General features: G+C 48.3%; 19 protein-coding genes. 14 read left to right on the top strand and 5 right to left on the bottom strand.

Going from position 1 to position 17314, the window contains the following annotated elements; translation table 11 throughout:
- The 7 genes from ACP5SG_RS03225 to ACP5SG_RS03255 form a co-directional block, all read left to right on the top strand.
- A partial coding sequence (locus tag ACP5SG_RS03225) for an efflux RND transporter permease subunit (RefSeq protein ID WP_428121908.1) occupies positions 1 to 2031 on the top strand: 2031 nt, incomplete at its 5' end.
- 11 nt (positions 2032 to 2042) lie between these two features.
- Positions 2043 to 2951, top strand: a complete 909-nt coding sequence (locus ACP5SG_RS03230; protein ID WP_237888091.1) for a vitamin K epoxide reductase family protein — start codon at positions 2043 to 2045, stop codon at positions 2949 to 2951.
- An 8-nt stretch (positions 2952 to 2959) separates the two neighbouring features.
- Entirely contained in the window at positions 2960 to 3817 is an 858-nt protein-coding gene (gene panC / locus ACP5SG_RS03235; protein ID WP_237888090.1) for a pantoate--beta-alanine ligase, read from the top strand.
- Positions 3818 to 3822: 5 nt separating this feature from the next.
- Positions 3823 to 4203 carry an aspartate 1-decarboxylase gene (panD, locus tag ACP5SG_RS03240; protein WP_237888089.1) on the top strand — a complete coding sequence of 127 codons (381 nt, stop codon included), beginning with the start codon at positions 3823 to 3825 and terminating at the stop codon, positions 4201 to 4203.
- Positions 4204 to 5556, top strand: a complete 1353-nt coding sequence (gene rimO / locus ACP5SG_RS03245) for a 30S ribosomal protein S12 methylthiotransferase RimO (RefSeq protein ID WP_428121914.1) — start codon at positions 4204 to 4206, stop codon at positions 5554 to 5556. It abuts the gene before it with no gap.
- Positions 5553 to 5774 (top strand): DNA gyrase inhibitor YacG, encoded by a 222-nt coding sequence (locus ACP5SG_RS03250; protein ID WP_237888087.1) that lies wholly within the window; start codon positions 5553 to 5555, stop codon positions 5772 to 5774. Before rimO ends, ACP5SG_RS03250 begins: the two co-directional genes overlap by 4 nt.
- Positions 5771 to 6421, top strand: a complete 651-nt coding sequence (locus ACP5SG_RS03255; RefSeq protein ID WP_424661435.1) for an MBL fold metallo-hydrolase — start codon at positions 5771 to 5773, stop codon at positions 6419 to 6421. The genes ACP5SG_RS03250 and ACP5SG_RS03255 overlap by 4 nt, the downstream gene beginning before the upstream one ends.
- Positions 6422 to 6458: 37 nt before the next feature.
- Here ACP5SG_RS03255 and ACP5SG_RS03260 read toward each other — a convergent pair whose 3' ends face one another.
- Positions 6459 to 7409 carry a DUF2156 domain-containing protein gene (locus ACP5SG_RS03260; protein ID WP_428121919.1) on the bottom strand — a complete coding sequence of 317 codons (951 nt, stop codon included), beginning with the start codon at positions 7407 to 7409 and terminating at the stop codon, positions 6459 to 6461.
- 243 nt (positions 7410 to 7652) lie between these two features.
- On the opposite strand from ACP5SG_RS03260, the gene ACP5SG_RS03265 reads away from it, so the two are divergent.
- Complete coding sequence (locus ACP5SG_RS03265; RefSeq protein ID WP_237888084.1) at positions 7653 to 8408, top strand: ArsA-related P-loop ATPase; 756 nt, start codon at positions 7653 to 7655, stop codon at positions 8406 to 8408.
- Positions 8405 to 9208: a GTP cyclohydrolase FolE2 gene (gene folE2, locus ACP5SG_RS03270; protein ID WP_237888083.1), complete on the top strand. Its 804-nt coding sequence runs from the start codon at positions 8405 to 8407 to the stop codon at positions 9206 to 9208. Before ACP5SG_RS03265 ends, folE2 begins: the two co-directional genes overlap by 4 nt.
- Positions 9209 to 9215: 7 nt before the next feature.
- Here folE2 and cobT read toward each other — a convergent pair whose 3' ends face one another.
- Positions 9216 to 10286, bottom strand: a complete 1071-nt coding sequence (gene cobT, locus ACP5SG_RS03275; protein WP_237888081.1) for a nicotinate-nucleotide--dimethylbenzimidazole phosphoribosyltransferase — start codon at positions 10284 to 10286, stop codon at positions 9216 to 9218.
- Positions 10287 to 10303: 17 nt separating this feature from the next.
- A complete protein-coding gene (cobU, locus tag ACP5SG_RS03280; RefSeq protein WP_237888079.1) occupies positions 10304 to 10843 on the bottom strand; it encodes a bifunctional adenosylcobinamide kinase/adenosylcobinamide-phosphate guanylyltransferase in 540 nt (179 codons plus the stop codon).
- Between the two features lie 136 nt (positions 10844 to 10979).
- On the opposite strand from cobU, the gene ACP5SG_RS03285 reads away from it, so the two are divergent.
- Together ACP5SG_RS03285 and ACP5SG_RS03290 are read left to right on the top strand one after the other, a co-directional pair.
- A complete protein-coding gene (locus tag ACP5SG_RS03285; RefSeq protein WP_237888077.1) occupies positions 10980 to 11162 on the top strand; it encodes a ferredoxin in 183 nt (60 codons plus the stop codon).
- Entirely contained in the window at positions 11155 to 11652 is a 498-nt protein-coding gene (locus ACP5SG_RS03290; RefSeq protein ID WP_237888075.1) for an LEA type 2 family protein, read from the top strand. Before ACP5SG_RS03285 ends, ACP5SG_RS03290 begins: the two co-directional genes overlap by 8 nt.
- Before the next feature lie 107 nt (positions 11653 to 11759).
- Here the strand turns inward: ACP5SG_RS03290 and ACP5SG_RS03295 are convergent, their stop codons facing one another.
- Entirely contained in the window at positions 11760 to 12227 is a 468-nt protein-coding gene (locus ACP5SG_RS03295; protein WP_428121928.1) for a hypothetical protein, read from the bottom strand.
- A gap of 207 nt (positions 12228 to 12434) precedes the next feature.
- Between ACP5SG_RS03295 and ACP5SG_RS03300 the strand changes: the two genes are divergently transcribed.
- Positions 12435 to 14171, top strand: a complete 1737-nt coding sequence (locus tag ACP5SG_RS03300; RefSeq protein ID WP_424661437.1) for an ABC transporter ATP-binding protein — start codon at positions 12435 to 12437, stop codon at positions 14169 to 14171.
- Here the strand turns inward: ACP5SG_RS03300 and ACP5SG_RS03305 are convergent.
- Positions 14162 to 14896, bottom strand: a complete 735-nt coding sequence (locus tag ACP5SG_RS03305; protein ID WP_237888069.1) for a lipopolysaccharide kinase InaA family protein — start codon at positions 14894 to 14896, stop codon at positions 14162 to 14164. The two genes, ACP5SG_RS03300 and ACP5SG_RS03305, sit on opposite strands and share 10 nt — an antisense overlap.
- 206 nt (positions 14897 to 15102) lie before the next feature.
- Here ACP5SG_RS03305 and ACP5SG_RS03310 point away from each other — a divergent pair, with 206 nt between their 5' ends.
- Together ACP5SG_RS03310 and ACP5SG_RS03315 are read left to right on the top strand one after the other, a co-directional pair.
- Complete coding sequence (locus ACP5SG_RS03310; protein ID WP_424661438.1) at positions 15103 to 16338, top strand: O-antigen ligase family protein; 1236 nt, start codon at positions 15103 to 15105, stop codon at positions 16336 to 16338.
- On the top strand, positions 16325 to 17311 hold the full coding sequence (locus ACP5SG_RS03315) for a class I SAM-dependent methyltransferase (protein WP_424661439.1): 987 nt from the start codon (positions 16325 to 16327) through the stop codon (positions 17309 to 17311). Before ACP5SG_RS03310 ends, ACP5SG_RS03315 begins: the two co-directional genes overlap by 14 nt.
- The last annotated feature ends 3 nt before the right edge of the window (positions 17312 to 17314 follow it).

The following is a 17314-nucleotide window of genomic DNA, read 5'->3' on the forward strand; positions in this document are numbered from 1 at the left end:
CTTTTTGTCTATTACATCTATGGCTATACATTAAACAGAGTTACGCTCTTCGCCCTTATATTCTGCATCGGTATCCTAGTTGACGACCCTATAGTAGGCGTCGAGAATATCATCCGACATCTCCGTCTCCCCTTCAACAAAGGAAGGCCTATAAAGGATGTTATAGTCAATGCGGTCGTAGAGGTTGGAAGCCCCCTGATACTTGCCACCTTTACGGTAATAGTGGCCATCCTGCCCCTTGCCTTTGTAAGGGGATTAATGGGGCCTTACATGAGACCCATGCCGATCGGCGCCTCGGTCGCCATGTTTCTCTCAATGATCATCTCGTTTGCGATCACGCCTTGGACTGCTTACCACATCCTCAAGGTCAAAGGAGAGCACAAAGAAGAAACAGAGGGACGGATCACCCGCATCTATCGCTGGGCCATGGGGCACCTTATCAAAAACGTCAAATGGCGCTGGGGCTTCCTCTCGGTGATGGCCGTTGCGTTTGTCCTATCGTGCGCCCTTATATATCTCAAGGTGGTAAAGGTAAAGATGCTCCCGTTCGATAACAAGAACGAATTTCAGGTCATAATCGACATGCCCAACGGCACCCCATTAGAACAGACTACGGCTGTCGCCGAGGAACTTGGGTCTTATATTGCAACCCAAAGCTATGTCACAGACTATGAGATATATTCAGGGACCGCCGCACCCTTTAATTTCAACGGCCTTGTAAGGCATTACTATCTAAGAAAGTATGCAAACGAGGCCGATATACAGGTAAACCTCCTTCCAAAACAAATGAGGAAGGAGGAGAGCCATTTGATAGTCAAAAAAATAAGGCCAAGACTAACCGAGATCGCACAAAGGTACGGGGCGCGCATAAAAGTGGTTGAGATTCCTCCTGGCCCGCCTGTACTCCAGACCCTGGTGGCCGAAATCTATGGCCCGAATTACGAGGGGCAGATAGAGATCGCAAAAAAGGTCAAAGAGATATTCAAAAAAACGGATGGCGTGGTGGATGTGGATTGGTACATGACCGATCCACAGAAGGAATTGGTGCTTACTGTACAAAAAGACAAGGCAATGGCCGCCGGAATATCGCCCGAAAGGGTCGCCGAGGTCCTCAAGGCCTCGGTCAAGGGTGTCCAAGTCGGGCTTCTTCATGACGGCAACAGCAAAGAAGACATACCACTGATCGTGAGGCTTCCGCTTTCCGACAGATCTTCGCTGCAAGGCATCAAGGATATCAGGCTGAGGGCTGCAAACGGTGAAATGGTCGGACTTGGGGAGCTGGTCACCATAAAAGATTCTATAATAAACCACCCAATCTACCACAAAAACCTCAAACCAGTAGTTTATGTGACGGGCGATGTCTCAGGCTCGGAAGAGAGTCCTATTTATGCCATACTTAAGATGAACAAGGCCCTTTCCAAGCTCAAGACCCCCGATGGCGAAAGGTTTGAAATTTACTATACCAAACAGCCGTTTTCCACACAGCACTGGTCCATGAAGTGGGACGGCGAGTGGCATATAACATATGAGGTATTCAGGGATATGGGCGCGGCGTTCGCAGTGGTGATCGTGCTCATCTTCATCCTTGTGGTGGGTTGGTTCCATTCCTATTCCGTGCCCCTGGTCATTCTTTCTCCGATACCGCTCTCCCTCATAGGCATCCTTCCGGCACACGCCCTCATGGGGGCCTTTTTCACCGCCACATCCATGATAGGTTTTATCGCAGGCGCAGGTATTGTCGTGCGGAACTCCATTATTCTAGTTGACTTTATAGAATTAAGGCTCAAGGAGGGGATGCCCCTCGCCGAGGCGGTCATAGATGCAGGCGCCGTGAGATTCAGACCGATGCTCTTGACATCTTCAGCGGTTGTAGTAGGTTCCTTTGTCATACTCTTTGATCCAATCTTCCAAGGGCTTGCCATATCGCTCATGTCAGGCGAGATAGCGGCCACGATCTTTTCTCGTATGGTAGTCCCAGTGCTTTACTACCTTGACCACAGGATGAAGCAGGAAGGAAGACTGGTCCTTTAGCCTTAAAAGTGATGGACAAAAAAAGTATAACATTCCCATTCGGTCTGAACGTCTTGGCGTTTCTTGGGAGTCTTGTGGTGCTCGCCCAGATAGGCGCAATCCTGATAAGAGGTGAAGCCGTATGTCTGAACGAGGGCTGTAAGATCGCAGAAAATTTCGTATCTATAAATCAGATATATGTAAATCTGGTAGGACTTGGCTATTTCCAGACCATCTTCTGGACAGGACTTTTGAGCCGAAGAAAGGCCTGGGCGATGGCTGTGCTGCCTGGATTCTTGCTGGCAGGGCTTGGGGTCGAAGGGGTCTTGATCGGCTTACAAACCTTTGTTGTCCATTCATTCTGCTCCTATTGCCTCCTAATATTTTTATTTATAGTCCTTATGAATGTCTGCGTCGATCTAAGACATCTCTTTGTCGGCGGGTTGATTTTTGTCACTGAATTTTTTATATTCTCTGCTCTCAAGCTTGATGAAGATGCATTCCAAAAAAGATTCGACCTTGATAGCGGTACTTATGCAGTAAGACAATGTAACGACCCCAGAAAACGCCTCTATCTTATCTTTTCAGAGGATTGTCCGCACTGCAAAGCAGTCCTTGATGTCTTAAAAACCTGTTCGGCATGTGAGGTGCATTTCAATCCAGTTACAAGACCCAGGGCCGAAATATTGCCTGGCCTTGAACCCTTGCCTAGGTATGAACCTAAGGCCAACAAGGTTATTTTAAGAATCCTTGGCATATACACCGTCCCTGTTCTGATAGTGGAAAACAGGGATGGGTTGAGCTTTATAAAAGGTCAAGATAGCATCATAAGGTATGTAAAAGACCAATGTGCATCTACCAACAGTGCAAATCTTGGACTTGCACCAACCAATCCTTTTGATCAACAAGGTGTGTGCTCCTTTGAAGAACCTTGCAAGTAAAAAAGTAAATGAGGCTTATACAAGACCTAAATGAAATGACCCAAGCCGCCACAGAGGCGAGATCAAACGGCCTGAAACTCTGTCTCGTCCCTACGATGGGCTATTTCCATGAAGGACACCTATCTCTTATGAGATTTGCAAGAAAGATCGCAGACAGGGTGGTGGTGAGCCTCTTTGTCAACCCTACACAGTTTGGACCTGGCGAGGACCTCGCGAGGTATCCGAGGGATTTCGAGCGCGACGCCTCCCTTGCTGACGCAGAGGGTGTGGATATACTCTTTTGTCCGGATCCAGCCGATATGTATCCTGAGGGCTTTAAGACCTGGGTAGATGTTGAGGGACTGAGCGGAATCATGTGCGGCGTATCAAGGCCCAGTCACTTCAGGGGGGTAGCTACTGTTGTCTGTAAGCTTTTCAACATCGTCCGTCCTGACAGGGCCGTATTCGGCGAAAAGGATTTTCAGCAGCTCGTCATCATAAGGCGGATGGTGAAAGACCTGAATATGCCCGTAGAGATCGTAGGACACCCCATTGTCAGGGAAAAAGATGGGCTGGCCATGAGCTCAAGGAATGTCTATCTTAATATTGAAGAGCGCGGGGCTGCGGTTTGTCTCTTTGAGGCCTTGAAACTGGCTGAGGACCTGGTGAAAAAAGGGGGATGCCTTACGGAAAGAATCGGTGATGAGGTAAAAAGACACATTCTTTCAAGGTGCAACACAAAGATAGACTATATCTTTTTTGGTGATCCGGAGACCCTGGAGCCGGTTGAGATGGTCAAGGAGAGGCCTGTACTTCTCGCCTTGGCCGTGTGGATTGGTGGCACAAGGCTTATTGATAATATTATCTTGAATGGACCGATCAGATAGAATTTATGCAGAGGATATTTCTGAAATCCAAGATACATCGGGCTGTTGTGACCGAGGCGGACTTAACTTACGAAGGTAGTCTCTCTCTTGACAGGGATTTAATGATTGCAGCAGATCTCATGCCCTTTGAGCAGGTAAAGGTCTATAATGTGTCAAACGGCGAGCGCTTTGACACCTATATCATAGAAGCCCCTGCAGGCTCCGGCACCGTGTGCCTTAACGGTGCAGCGGCAAGAAAAGGGGCTGTAGGTGATGTCATAATAATCGCCTGCTACGCCCTGTTTTCAGAAAAAGACATCGAAAACGGGAAGACCATAGCAGTCTCTGTCGATGCAAAAAATCGCATTTTAAGCCGTGCAGAGGTGAAGTGGCAGGATTCCAAATAAATGAAGATATATGCAGTAAGCCTCGGCTGCCCAAAAAACAGTGTTGATACCGAATGTGTCTTGAAAGAGATAACAACCACCTGTCCCGATCCGGAATTTATAAACGATCCACAGAAGGCCGACCTTCTGTTTGTCAATACCTGCGGCTTTATCGAGGCCGCAGTAATGGAGTCCATAGATGCCATCTTGGATCTTGGGAGCCGAAAACGTCCTGACCAAATCCTGATGGTAATGGGTTGCATGGTGGCCAGATACGGAAAGGCGCTTGAGGACGAGCTGCCTGAAGTAGATGTATTTTTGGGGACACATGAAGAAGACGGATTTAAAAAGGAACTCAAGGCGGCGCTTGCAGGGTTCGTCGGCCAGGGCAAGACAAGGCGGCTTTTTAGTATTGGAGCCCTTGCAACAAATAATGCTCAAACGGTGCAGGGCGCTGAACCCCTTACCACCCCACCCTGGCGGGCGTATGTCAAGATATCCGAAGGCTGCTCGAACCGCTGTACCTATTGCCTGATCCCGAGACTCCGTGGCGGGCAGAGATCAGTCCCAGCGGAAAGCATAATCTCTGAGATAAGATCGTTGGCCGGCAGAGGCGTAAAAGAGATTACGCTTGTAGGTCAGGACCTTACCGCCTACAGAGACGGTGTGGTGGGGCTTGCTGAACTTCTTGAGGAGATAGTGTTTAAGATCGATCTCCCCAGTAGTCTATGGATACGTCTTCTCTATCTGCATCCGACAAGACTGACGCCGAGGCTCCTTGACGTCATAGCCTCATGTCCTTCGATATGCCGATATCTCGATATCCCGATTCAACACGCAAGCGACAAGGTTTTGAGGACCATGGGCAGGGGCTATGGGCAGGGGCTTCTGGAAGACCTCTTTAAAGAGATAAGGACGAAAATCCCCGATGCCTCATTAAGGACCACTGTGATGACAGGGTTCCCGGGCGAAAGCGAGGAGGACTTTGAAATCCTCATGGATTTTATAAAACGTTGGCAATTTGATCAGCTTGGCGCCTTTGTATATTCTGACGAGGAAGAAAGTGCCTCTTACAGGCTGACAGACAAGGTTTCCCCCAAAGTGGCAAGAGAACGCAGAAAAAAGATCATGTCCGCCCAGGCCCGGATATCAAAGGCAAAAAACGCCGCAAGGGTGGGCGATATCGAAGAGGTGCTGGTTGAAGGCATATCAAGCGAGACCGATCTCCTGCTTGTGGGTAGGACTAGATTTCAGGCCCCAGATGTTGATGGTATAGTCTATATAAACGATGGCCGGGCTTCACCAGGAGATATAGTCAAGATACAGATCACCGACTCCCATGTCTATGACCTGGTTGGGCGGATATTATTATGAACGAAACTGAAGATACATACAATTGTCCCATTTGCGGACGACCCGTCCGGTATGAAGACAACCCCTTCAGGCCGTTTTGCAGCAGGCGCTGCAAGATGATCGATCTCGGGGCATGGCTGAAGGGAGATTATTACATACCTGGTGCAGATGGAGAAGGCGATACAGACCAATATGAAGACCGGGATACAGACGACTCGGTAAAGCGGAGGCCGTTATGATGATACTCAAATCCCATACAGTCGGGCCTTTACAGGTCAAGGCATACATAATCGGTTGCAGCGAGACTAAAGACGCCGTGATTATAGACCCTGCGGGAAGTGAAGACATGCTTGTAAAGGAGATAAGGGACATGGGGCTTAATCTCAGATATATCATAAACACCCATGGCCACCCTGATCACACCGTTGGGAACGCCAGGGTCAAGGCCTTGACAGGGGCCAAGGTCCTCATGCACCAGGAGGACGACACGCTCTTTAGGGGTAAAGAGGCCATCGCGCTCTTTAAATCGTGGGGCTTTGAACCCGCGCCGCCTGCCGATGCCTACATAAAAGGCGGAGACGAGTTGAAGATCGGACGGCTGAGCTTTAAGGTCCTCCATACGCCAGGCCATTCACCCGGCTCTGTCTGCCTCTATGGACACGGTTACATCATCACGGGTGATACCTTGTTTGTCGGGGCCGCTGGCCGCACTGACCTCATAGGCGGTTCATTTGACACCCTTGTCAGGTCACTGAAAGAGAATATCGCAGTCCTTCCCGATGAGACCATAGTCCTTCCTGGCCATGACTATGGAGATACCCCTACGTCCACCATCGGGAGAGAGAAACGGGAAAACCCGTATCTGAAGGAATGCTGCACAGACTGAGGCAGCGTCAGCCATGAAATAAGATATCGCTTAATCTCTATCTTGCGAATATTTTGTATTTTTTTATCATCCTGACGGGGTTATATGATCTCTTGGCCCTTCGCAGACCAGGAATGCCAAGGTCCTGCTCCCTGTTTACAAATTTTAGGTCCCATGCCTCATGCCTTAAAAACTCCCAGTTGATGGCCTGATAAAGCCCCTGAATACCCGCCTTTGCCTTTTCGATATGTATTACCAATGTGTCAGGGTTCAGTCTCTCACCCATGGTCAGGGCGCATATCCTGCCTTCCATCTCGATTGCGCCGCCTTTTACACCAAGCTCATCAAAATATCTGAGCATCCGATAGGTCGCGCACTCCTCCTTTATAAGTCCATCGTCCTTTTCACACTCCCTGTCGTTACACCATTCATGGGCAAACTCCATACATTGAATGATCAGGCTACTGGTTATAGGTATGTAATTGTATCGAAATCTCTTGATAAAATTGTTGAGGTGATTCCGCTTGTCGTGAAATTTATTGCCCTTAAGCGCAATCAGTTCCTGTATATCATAGACATAGTCGAAATTATCCCTGTCCTCCCGGATATCGAGGCCGGCCCTGTCGGAAAGGGCATGTTCAATAAAATCCTCCCCTACCCGTTCAATGACCGGCCTCTTGACCCTGATCTTTAAAAAATCAAGACACGCAAGTACTGCCTCTCTTGCCTGTCTGTGGACAAGGGGTTGCAGAAATGATTGTTCTTTATCAGTATTACGAAGGATCAGAAAGCCATCGCCGAATCCGGATATCTGAAAGCCATAGGAAGGCGCCCAGGCGAAGAGATTGGTAAAGGTGAATTCCGAACATAACGGCGGATGCAGCCTCAGATATGCATCAATTGCCTCCTTGTCTTCAAGAGCGACAGGTTTAAAATTAGGGAATGGTGGGATCATATCCTGCGGTTCCTTTTGTTTAATAAAACTTTGAAAATCATGTTTCTCATCCATCTATTTCCTCTATTTCCCCTCATTGATGGGGATCAAATTGAAGCCTTCCCTTTTATCAGGGGGACATATGAAGATAGATTCCAACCTTCGCGGGAATGACAGATTAGATGTTCCTTTTATTTAAAAAATATAATGACAATTAAATCATGCCAATTTAGATTTTTAAATTAATTATTGGCAGGTTTTCGGGTTTTGATAAAAACCAGACAATAATTGACATAAACTAATATCTGGAGAATCCTGATGAAAATAGCCATAAGCGGCAAGGGCGGGGTAGGAAAGACCACAGTAAGCGCATTTATTATAAAGGCCCTTGCAGAAATGGGAAGAGAGGTGCTGGCGATAGACGCCGATCCAAGCCCGCACCTTGCAAGGGTGCTTGGATTTAAGGGCGCGAATGCAGTCACGCCAATTGCCGAAATGCGCGAGCTGTTGCAAGAACGCTCGGAGAGAGACGGTCCTTTTTACCGGCTTAACCCCAAGGTAAACGATCTTCCCGAACGCTTCATGCTCAAAGAAGGAAACATAAAACTCATGGTACTCGGTGCCATCAGGGAGGGCGGCGGCGGGTGCGCCTGCTCGGACAATGCTGTATTAAGGGCGCTTTTAAACATGCTCCTTCTAGGCCCTGATGAAGACATAGTCCTGGACATGGAGGCAGGGGTCGAACACCTGGGCCGCGGCACCATAAAGGCTGTGGATCACCTCCTGGTCGTTGTACAACCCTACCTTGGAAGCCTTGAGACCGCAATAAAGATAAAGGCCTTGGCGCATGATATCAACATCAGACACCTTGCTGTAATAGCCAATAACATAAAAAACCAGGCTGACCTTTCATATATCAAAGAACACCTTGGCATGGACCCGATAGGGATCTTTCACGCCTCTGAAGAAGTGGCCGCCGCAGAGCGCGCATCCATACCCATCTATGAGGCAAAGCAAGGACTTAAGGCCTCTGCAACTGAGATAATCAAGAGACTCTCAGGAGGATATACATGAAAAACCATCCATGTCCGCGCCTTGTCGACGTCCAGGGCATGTCTGATGACAGGAATATCCCACTCCAACGGGTTGGAATCAAAAACATACGCTACCCAATCATTGTCCTTGACAAGGCCAACGGTGTACAACATACGGTCGCCAGTATAAACATGTATGTGGACTTGCCCCACCAGTTCAAAGGGACCCATATGAGCCGCTTTGTCGAGATATTGAATAAATACCGCCGCGAGATAAATATCCGCACATTTGAAGACATACTCCTGGAGATGAAGAAACGGCTTGAGGCCAGAGAGGCACACCTTGAGGTGGATTTTCCGTATTTTATCGAAAAGACCGCACCTGTTACAAAAACCAGAGGGCTCATGGAATATGGCTGCGGTATGCACGGCACTATGACGGACAGGCTTGACATGGTCCTTGCCGTCCGCGTGCCGGTGACTACGGTATGTCCGTGCTCAAAGGAGATATCGGACTACGGTGCGCACAATCAGAGGGGTGAGGTACGGGTCCGAGTAAGGTTTGACAGATTTTTATGGCTTGAAGACATAATCTCGGTGGTTGAAATGTCCGCCTCGTCTGACATCTATTCGGTACTGAAGAGACCGGATGAAAAATTTGTTACAGAAAGGGCCTTTGATCGACCCATGTTCGTTGAAGATGTAGTGAGGTGCGCTTGCGAGGGCATCAAGGCCCTGCCAGGAGTCACATGGTTTTCTGTAGAGGCCGAAAACTTCGAATCCATCCACAACCACTCGGCCTATGCAAGCACCACGTCGGGACCGATCGAAAATCTATAGCGGTCCTCTAGACAGGCGCATCGTTTCCGATTGACACCTTGGCATCTGAAAAGGTGGCCATCTCAAGGTAAATCTTAAGCCCGGCCTCAATAAGGCCCATAGCAAGGGCTGCACCTGTCCCCTCGCCAAGCCTCAAATCAAGATCTAGCACTGGCCTAAGCCCTATACATTCAAGCTGGACACTGTGCCCTTTCTCAACAGACTGATGCGAGGCAAAAAGATAGTCCCTGACCAACGGCTGCATGGCATATGCCGCTAAGGCCCCTGCTGTTGATATAAAGCCGTCTGTCACAACCGGCACACCTACGGATGCCGCACCAAGGACAAAACCGCATATGCCTGCTATCTCAAGACCACCTACCTTGGCCAGGACCCCTATCGGGTCAGACGGATCAGGTCTGTGAAGGTAAAGCGCCCGTTCAATCACTGAGATCTTGTGCCTCAAGGCGTCATCTCCGATCCCAGTCCCTCGGCCTGTCACGTCCTTTGGGTGCATGTCACAAAAAACCGCTGTGACGGCGCTTGCAGGGGTGGTATTGCCTATTCCCATCTCACCGGTGGCAAGGAGCGTGACCCCAGCGGCTGCGGCCTCTCTGGCAAGATCCGCCCCAACCATTACGGCCTCTATAGCCGCGGTCCTCTCCATGGCAGATATCCTGGCCATGTTTCTACTTCCATGCATGACCTTTCTTCGTATCAGGCCGTCAACCCCGGCAAAGTCGTAGTCCACGCCTATGTCAACCACCCTTACCGATGCCCCTACATGTCTTGCGAGGACATTTATCCCCGCCCCGCCAGATAAGAAATTGTAGACCATCTGGAATGTGACCTCTTTTGGAAAGGCGCTTACGCCTTCTTCCGTAACCCCATGATCGGCAGCGAACACGAATATCTCTTTTTTTGGCAGCGTTGGTTTCAGCTCACGGCGGATAAGACAGTACGTCTTTGCAAGCTCCTCAAGACGCCCGAGACTCCCCTTGGGTTTTGTAAGGTCATCAAGATGGGCTTGAATCCTGGGCTCAATATTGTAATCAACAGGCACTATGGAATCAACAAGCTCTCTAAATCTATCTTCCATTTTCATCACCCTTCTATTCATTTTAATTTAAGCGGGAGACCGGCTACCAGGAAAAAGACATTGGTGCATACCTTCAAAAGCGCTTGATGAAGCCCCCCGGCCTCATCTCTAAAACGCCTTGCCAAAGCCGACTCCGGCGCAAGGCCAAGCCCCAGCTCGTTAGATACCATGACCACAGGGGTCTTGACGAGCATAAGGGCATCAACAAGGTCATCTACCCTTTGTTTTACGTTTGCAATAGATAACCCCATGAGATTAGAGAGCCAAAGGGTCAGACAATCAACCACAATGACAGGGTATGTCTCTTGAGCATCAATTATTGCAGCGGAGATATTTATGGGCTCTTCTAGCGTCTCCCACTCAGATCCGCGTGTGGCCTTGTGGGCCTTGATCTTTGCAGCCATTTCGTCGTCGAGGGCCTGGGCCGTGGCAATAAATAGACCCTTTGCCCCTGGCATGGCGCTTTTTTTTATATAATCCTCTCCGAGCGCAAGGGCATAGGCGCTTTTGCCGCTCTTTGCCCCGCCAAGAACCAGTGTATGTGGAGATTTATCCATCACGGCATTTTACACAGCAACTCAGAGATAAGACAAGATCATATTTAGCCATGGACATCAATATCTCTCTTTGTTAAAATTGAAATTATCGGGAGAGTCAGTTTGTTTATTCATTTTTTTGCAAAAAGGAGATGTTATGCCGACACCAGTTGTTGATTATGCCCTTTGTATAGGATGCGGTTCTTGCGTTGAGGTATGTCCCGAGGTCTTTGAATTAAGAGACGAAAAGTCGTGGGTGATCGGGCCTGACAAGTGTGACACCTGCAACTGCGAAGAAGCGGCCAACATATGCCCTGTAGCGGCCATAACCCTTGAATAGCGCTATCAATCAAAAGGCCCCTGCAAGACCCTTATTATTCGTCCTTACCCTTCTTTCCATGGTGCTTCTTGCCTCCTGCGCCGTCATCAGGCCATCTGCTCCGGAGATAAATCTGGCGAGCATCAAGGTTACAGACCTTACCCTCACAAATGCAGAACTTATTGCAGGCCTCAAGGTCTACAATCCAAATGATGCCACTATAACGATAAAAGAAGTGGATTATGAACTTGCAATAGGCGGCATCAGGGTTTCAAGGGGAGAATCAATCAAAAGGATAAGGATTGGCGCATTTGAAACTGGCCAAGTGGATATGCGTCTTTCAAGCAACTATCTGGACATCATAAGGGTGCTGAACAAGGTCCAAAACGGTAGCGATATGGATTTTGTCATTGAGGGCAAGGTAAAATACGAGGTCTTCGGTTTTTCAAATCTAACCTACAGATTCAAAAAGAAAGGCACACTCCCCGTCTCCTCCCCTATTCAGAATTGAACTGATCTTTCAGGCCTGCCCATCCATACGAAAATCTCGGAGCAGGACATCTCTCTGCAAACCTCAGATCAGACGAAATTAGTCAGCGGGGTGTTATCCGTACACAGCTAGCGCCGATTGACCCCCCTGCATCCGACGCCGCCATCTGTGCCGCCTCCACGCCTGCCATGAGGCCCTGCGCCGCGACGACATGGGCCCATAAGCCTCAAACGCACCCCCGTAGAATCCTGGCCTAACTGAGTTGCGCCCGGATCAGATACTGTGATTTTATTTACAATAAATATAATATCTTCTTCTTTTTTATTTCCCCTTATCCAGACCTTGGCCGATACACCAGACGCGAACCCTTCGGGCAATCCGCAGCCACCCGCTAGGAATACAAGCCGTCCGCCCAGACACTCTCCCCTCATGCGCCCCTGTGTTACATCCATTACAAACCTACCTGTGCTGTCATCTACCGACACTACTCGGCCCTCTGCCCACCCGGCCAAGGAAGAAAAAGGATATATAAGCAAAAAAGACATACAACCCAGCAGATATATGCCTGTCTTTTTAAGAGTCATTGCCTGAAACATTTCGAGATTTCATCAGCAGAAAACCTTGTTTATTTTTTATAAATTACATCGGCCTGGACGGACGGCAAGGCCCGGGTGACACCGGCCATTGTTTGGTGTATTTTCATTTCTGCTTTAATATCATTCAAGTGAAGGTGCGCCATTAATCAAAGACTCGAAGGATCTGACAAATACGTCTCTACATCCGTCTGGCGAAAACTACGGCATTTGATAAAACCATATGCGCCAAGGGTGATCGCCGCCATCATATTCGGCTTGTTGGTCTCTGCGTTCGACGGCGCCATAGCCTGGCTCGTGAAACCAGTTATGGACCGCATATTTGTAGAGCATCAGTATAAATATATATTCTATCTGCCGGTGGGCATCGTAATTCTATATGCATTGAGAGGGGCGGCTGACTTCGCCCAGTCATACCTCATGCGCACAGCCGGCTTCCGCATGGTCAGAGACCTCAGAGACCGCTTTTTTCAAAACCTGATCAGCCTGCCGCTGTCTGTTGTCACCAAATCTTCCTCAGGTGATATGGTTTCAAGGCAGATGAACGACGTAAGCCTCATGAGCGGTATCTTGTCCGAGAGCTTCCGCACGTTTCTAGTGGAGGTCCCGAAGGTGATAGTCCTTGCGGGCATCGCAATCTACAGGCAATGGGATCTTGCGCTTTTAAGCTTTGCGCTGTTCCCCTTTATAGCATATGGGACAAAGACACTGAGCTGGTTCGTGAGGAAGAAACGGAAAATCGTTCAACAGTATATGGCCATACTCACGCACAGAATGAATGAGATGGTGATGGGCATCAAGGTGATAAAGATATTCGGCATGGAAAAGATGAAAATAGCCCAGTTTAAAAGGGAAAACCAGATATCATATCGCCAGAACGCAAAGGTCATCATGCTCAAAGAAGCCACCCAGTACCTGATCGGGGTGCTCTCAGGGGTATCAATAGCCATAATACTCGGTTATGGAGGCCTGCTGGTCGCTAAAGGCAAGATGACATCAGGCGACTTTTTCTCCATCCTTGCCGCCATAACCATTGCATTGAACCCCCTTAAAAAAATAGGTGGGGCATACAACATCTTTCAGGAGACCATCGGGGTAATGGAAAGGGTTGACCAGTTCATGGACTTTTCGCCCGAACCGGTTGAAGGGCTGCCGGTATGCGGGCTCCATAAGGGGATAGAATTCAAATCCGTCTGTTTTACATATCCAGGAAGCGACTTAAAGATACTCCATGACATAAACCTTGAGATACCACAGGGTAAGGTGATAGCGATAGTAGGGCCAAGCGGGGCCGGCAAGAGCACAATAATCGACCTCATACCAAGATTCATCACGCCCACCAAAGGGGTGATCCTTTGGGATGGGGTAGATCTGGAGCGTTTGAATCTAATCGAACTCAGAAGAAACATTGCCATAGTAAGCCAGGACATCATACTCTTCAGCGACACGATCAGGGAAAACATAGCGGCCGGAAGACCTGATGCAACCGAAGAAGATATAGAACAGGCGGCAAGACTCGCCAATGCACATGATTTTATCATGACCTTGCCCCAAGGATATAACGCCGTTCTCGACGAAAGGGGCCTCAATCTTTCCGGGGGTCAAAGACAACGGATAGCGCTCGCAAGGGCTATCCTGAAAAATCCGCCTCTCCTTATCCTGGACGAGGCCACCAGCGCCCTCGATACGGCATCCGAACAGGCCATCCAAAAGGCCCTAGCGATTGTTATGAAAGGACGCACAACCATTGTCGTCGCACACCGCCTGAGTACCATCCAGAATGCCGACGAAATCATAGTGCTTGATAAGGGAAGGATCGCAGCTAGAGGGACACACAGTGAACTCTTGGAGCGATCACCCCTATATAACGGGCTTTATCTCAATCTCACTTCAAGACAGACGCCAAACAACGACGAAGCCCACCTATCTGAAGTTGATCAGACATAAAGATTCTGTGGATATGATGCGGTCGAAGGTATCATCTTTCTTTTAAGAAGTCCCTTAAGGCGTTTATCTACCTCCATTTCAAAGTTAGGATCAACAGGCCACAGCTCATGATATCCATGCCTGAACGCCCTTAAAAGGCTGGTTTCGACCCGCTCCTTTATACCATCGCACAGGAATCTGGCCACATCCCTGGCCATCGCCTCCGTGTCGCTACATTTAAACCAAAACGCACCATCAAGATCGACCAGATGAAAATATGGTGCACCCTCCGGGATATCTGGGCCATTCACCATAATATTCGACCACTTAAGATCACCGTGAACCACCCCTGATCTATGAAGACGTCCGACAAGCCTGCCGAGGGAAGCAAAGTGTACCTCGCCGGCCCTTTTCGCCGCAACAAAGGCATGGAGAGTAACGGCATCCATGATGTATTCGAGAACAATAACAGTTACACCAATTGAAGGACGGACAAGGGCGATATGGGCTGGGACTGGGATACCAGCTTCTTCAAGCATCGTTCCTATGGGCCAGACCCTCCTTGGACGCCCATGAAGCCAGGGCCACCAGATCGGAAACGGCAGGGTCTTGTAGTATTTGAGAACAAACGAACGTCCGCTGCCTTGCCAAATGTAAACAGAGGTGCCCCTGCTCTTTTTTACGACCTTGATGGCCCCATCCTTTATAAAGGCATTCCACGAAGGATATCCATCTAGCATATCCATTCCGGAAGGCCCCTTCCCAATGATAATCCGTGCACCTTTCCAATTCATGAACTTCATCTGCAGCAATATAATATCAAAGCCTAGGTAGATGAAAGGGCTGATATCATATCATAATGGTGCAAAATAACCCTTTTGCAATTATATTCCGTTTGGATCCAACAAAAATCGATTCTGCCGATGGAAATAAGGGGGCAAAACAATCAATCATGACTCATCTATGGACCAGATTCAGCCCTTACCGCACATTGCTTGAACAATCTCTAGTTATAATTCTCTATTTATCTTCCTTTTTGGTCCTATTAGGCTTTATTTTTGACATTCGAGGTGAAAGTTTCATTTTTTTAGTATTGATTCCTATCTCATATATACTCCTGTGCATAATCAGAGGCAGACCACCCACACTTTTAAAAAAAGAACCTGTATTCGGATGGCTGCCGCTTATCATAACCCCTTCGTTTATAACGATAGGCCCTGATCTAACATGGCGTTACGGCAAGTCTTTTGTATGCGGGATCATCCTTTGTCTTATCGTATATGAATTAACATCTAAAAAGGACTTTTTTTACAGATATCTCGTCTTCCTTGCCGCCATAGGGGCCTTTCTGGGGCTGGACTCGATTGTCCAAGGGATATCAGGCATGGACTTTCTGGGGGTAAGACCTTTTTGGGACGGCAGGATCACTGCTATTTTTGACAACCCTATACACCTCGCCTTTTTGCTGTCAGGTATGGCCCCTGCAAGCCTTTTTCTTATGGATCGCAGAGACATTAAAGACTGTCTTGAGTTTACGCAAGCACATTCACTCATCATATCCGGCTTCGGCACGCTCTCTTTTCTATTGTGCATTACAGGGATCATCCTTTCAGGCACACGCTCTGCATGGATAGCTGCCACTGTCATGCTCCTGCCCCTTTTCAGTTCTATTTCACGCGACCTCGGCCAACGTTCGCTTCTGATCATCGGCGCTTCACTCATGGCCGGGCTCATCTTGACTGGGCATCTCATATCAGAGAGGGTGGTAGAGGCCTTTGGCAACAATCCAAGATTTTATTATTGGCGACACTCAATCCCGATTATGATGAACTCCCTTTTTTTAGGCCATGGCCTTCGTTCGTCCAGGGTCTTTCCTGCAAATCCTGGACTATCAGACGGCATGTTTACCATACCGCATAATTTCTTTTTAGAAATAACCATTGAGTGCGGGATATTTGCCGTTATGATTTTTGGCTATTTTCTCTATCGCATACTTAAAGGCTATATTTTCCCTTGTCTGAAAAAGAGGCAGGGCGCCTTTTTGATCGGCATGGCATTGGGGCCAATGCTCACGGCCTTTATCTCACTTTCGTTTTTTTCAATACGTTACAATATATTTGTCTGGCCGTGTCTTGGACTCGCTCTAGGCTTTATGAGAAACAATGAGACAGGCGATGGCGGGTACTGATATCCCCTTGGAATCTTTATCTGCATGTTACCTCTGCGGGAGCGAGGGGTCTGTTCTGCACCATCGCTTAAAAGATTTACTCTATGGCGCGAATGGCGAATGGGATCTGAAGATATGCAAAAATCCTGATTGCGGCCTTGTATGGCTTGACCCAAGGCCAACAGAAAAGGTGATAGGAAAGGTCTATGCAAAATACTATACACATGATCTCAAAGGGGATAAAGACAGCAGGGAAGGCGTATCCCAATATCTTGTCAGGAAATGCATCAAGTTTTTTTATTCAATCATAAAACAGGCTGCATTGATTAAGAAAGGGCGCAAAAGGATAGATGTAATGTATCTTGACGATATAAAGCCTGGGAGATTGCTTGAGATCGGGTGTGGAAATGGTGACAGACTGATCAAGATAAGGCGGCTGGGCTGGGGTGTCGAGGGCCAGGAGATCGACCCAGTGGCTGTCAGTACGTGCCTGAGAAAACACCCTGGGCTTGAGGTTAGTCTGGGCGGACTTCGCGATCTTTCCTATCCTGATGGCGCATTTGATGCAATCATAATGAACCATGTCATCGAACACCTGCATGACCCAATGTCCCTTTTAAAAGAATGTCTCAGGATATTAAAAAAAGGCGGTATCCTTGTGCTTGCAACACCAAATATCAACAGCTACGGGCATAGATATTTCAAATCCGCATGGCGAGGCCTTGAGCCGCCAAGACATTTATACATCTTTTCGACAAATACGCTGAAGAAATTGGCTGAAAATGCGGGCTTCGACAGATTTAAAACCTGGACAACGCCTGACAGGGCTGAATCTTTTGCACTGGGAAGTCTGGATATCCAGCAACACAAAACAGGACCAATGACGAAACTGAAGAGATATATCATGGCGATAATCTTTCAGATAAAGGCAAAATTCTTTCATGTCTCTGATCCAGGCTCAGGTGAAGAATGCGTATTAATAGCGTTTAAATAGGGC

It is taken from the genome of Dissulfurimicrobium sp., from assembly GCF_049968175.1.
Classification (GTDB): Bacteria; Desulfobacterota; Dissulfuribacteria; order Dissulfuribacterales; family Sh68; genus Dissulfurimicrobium; species Dissulfurimicrobium hydrothermale.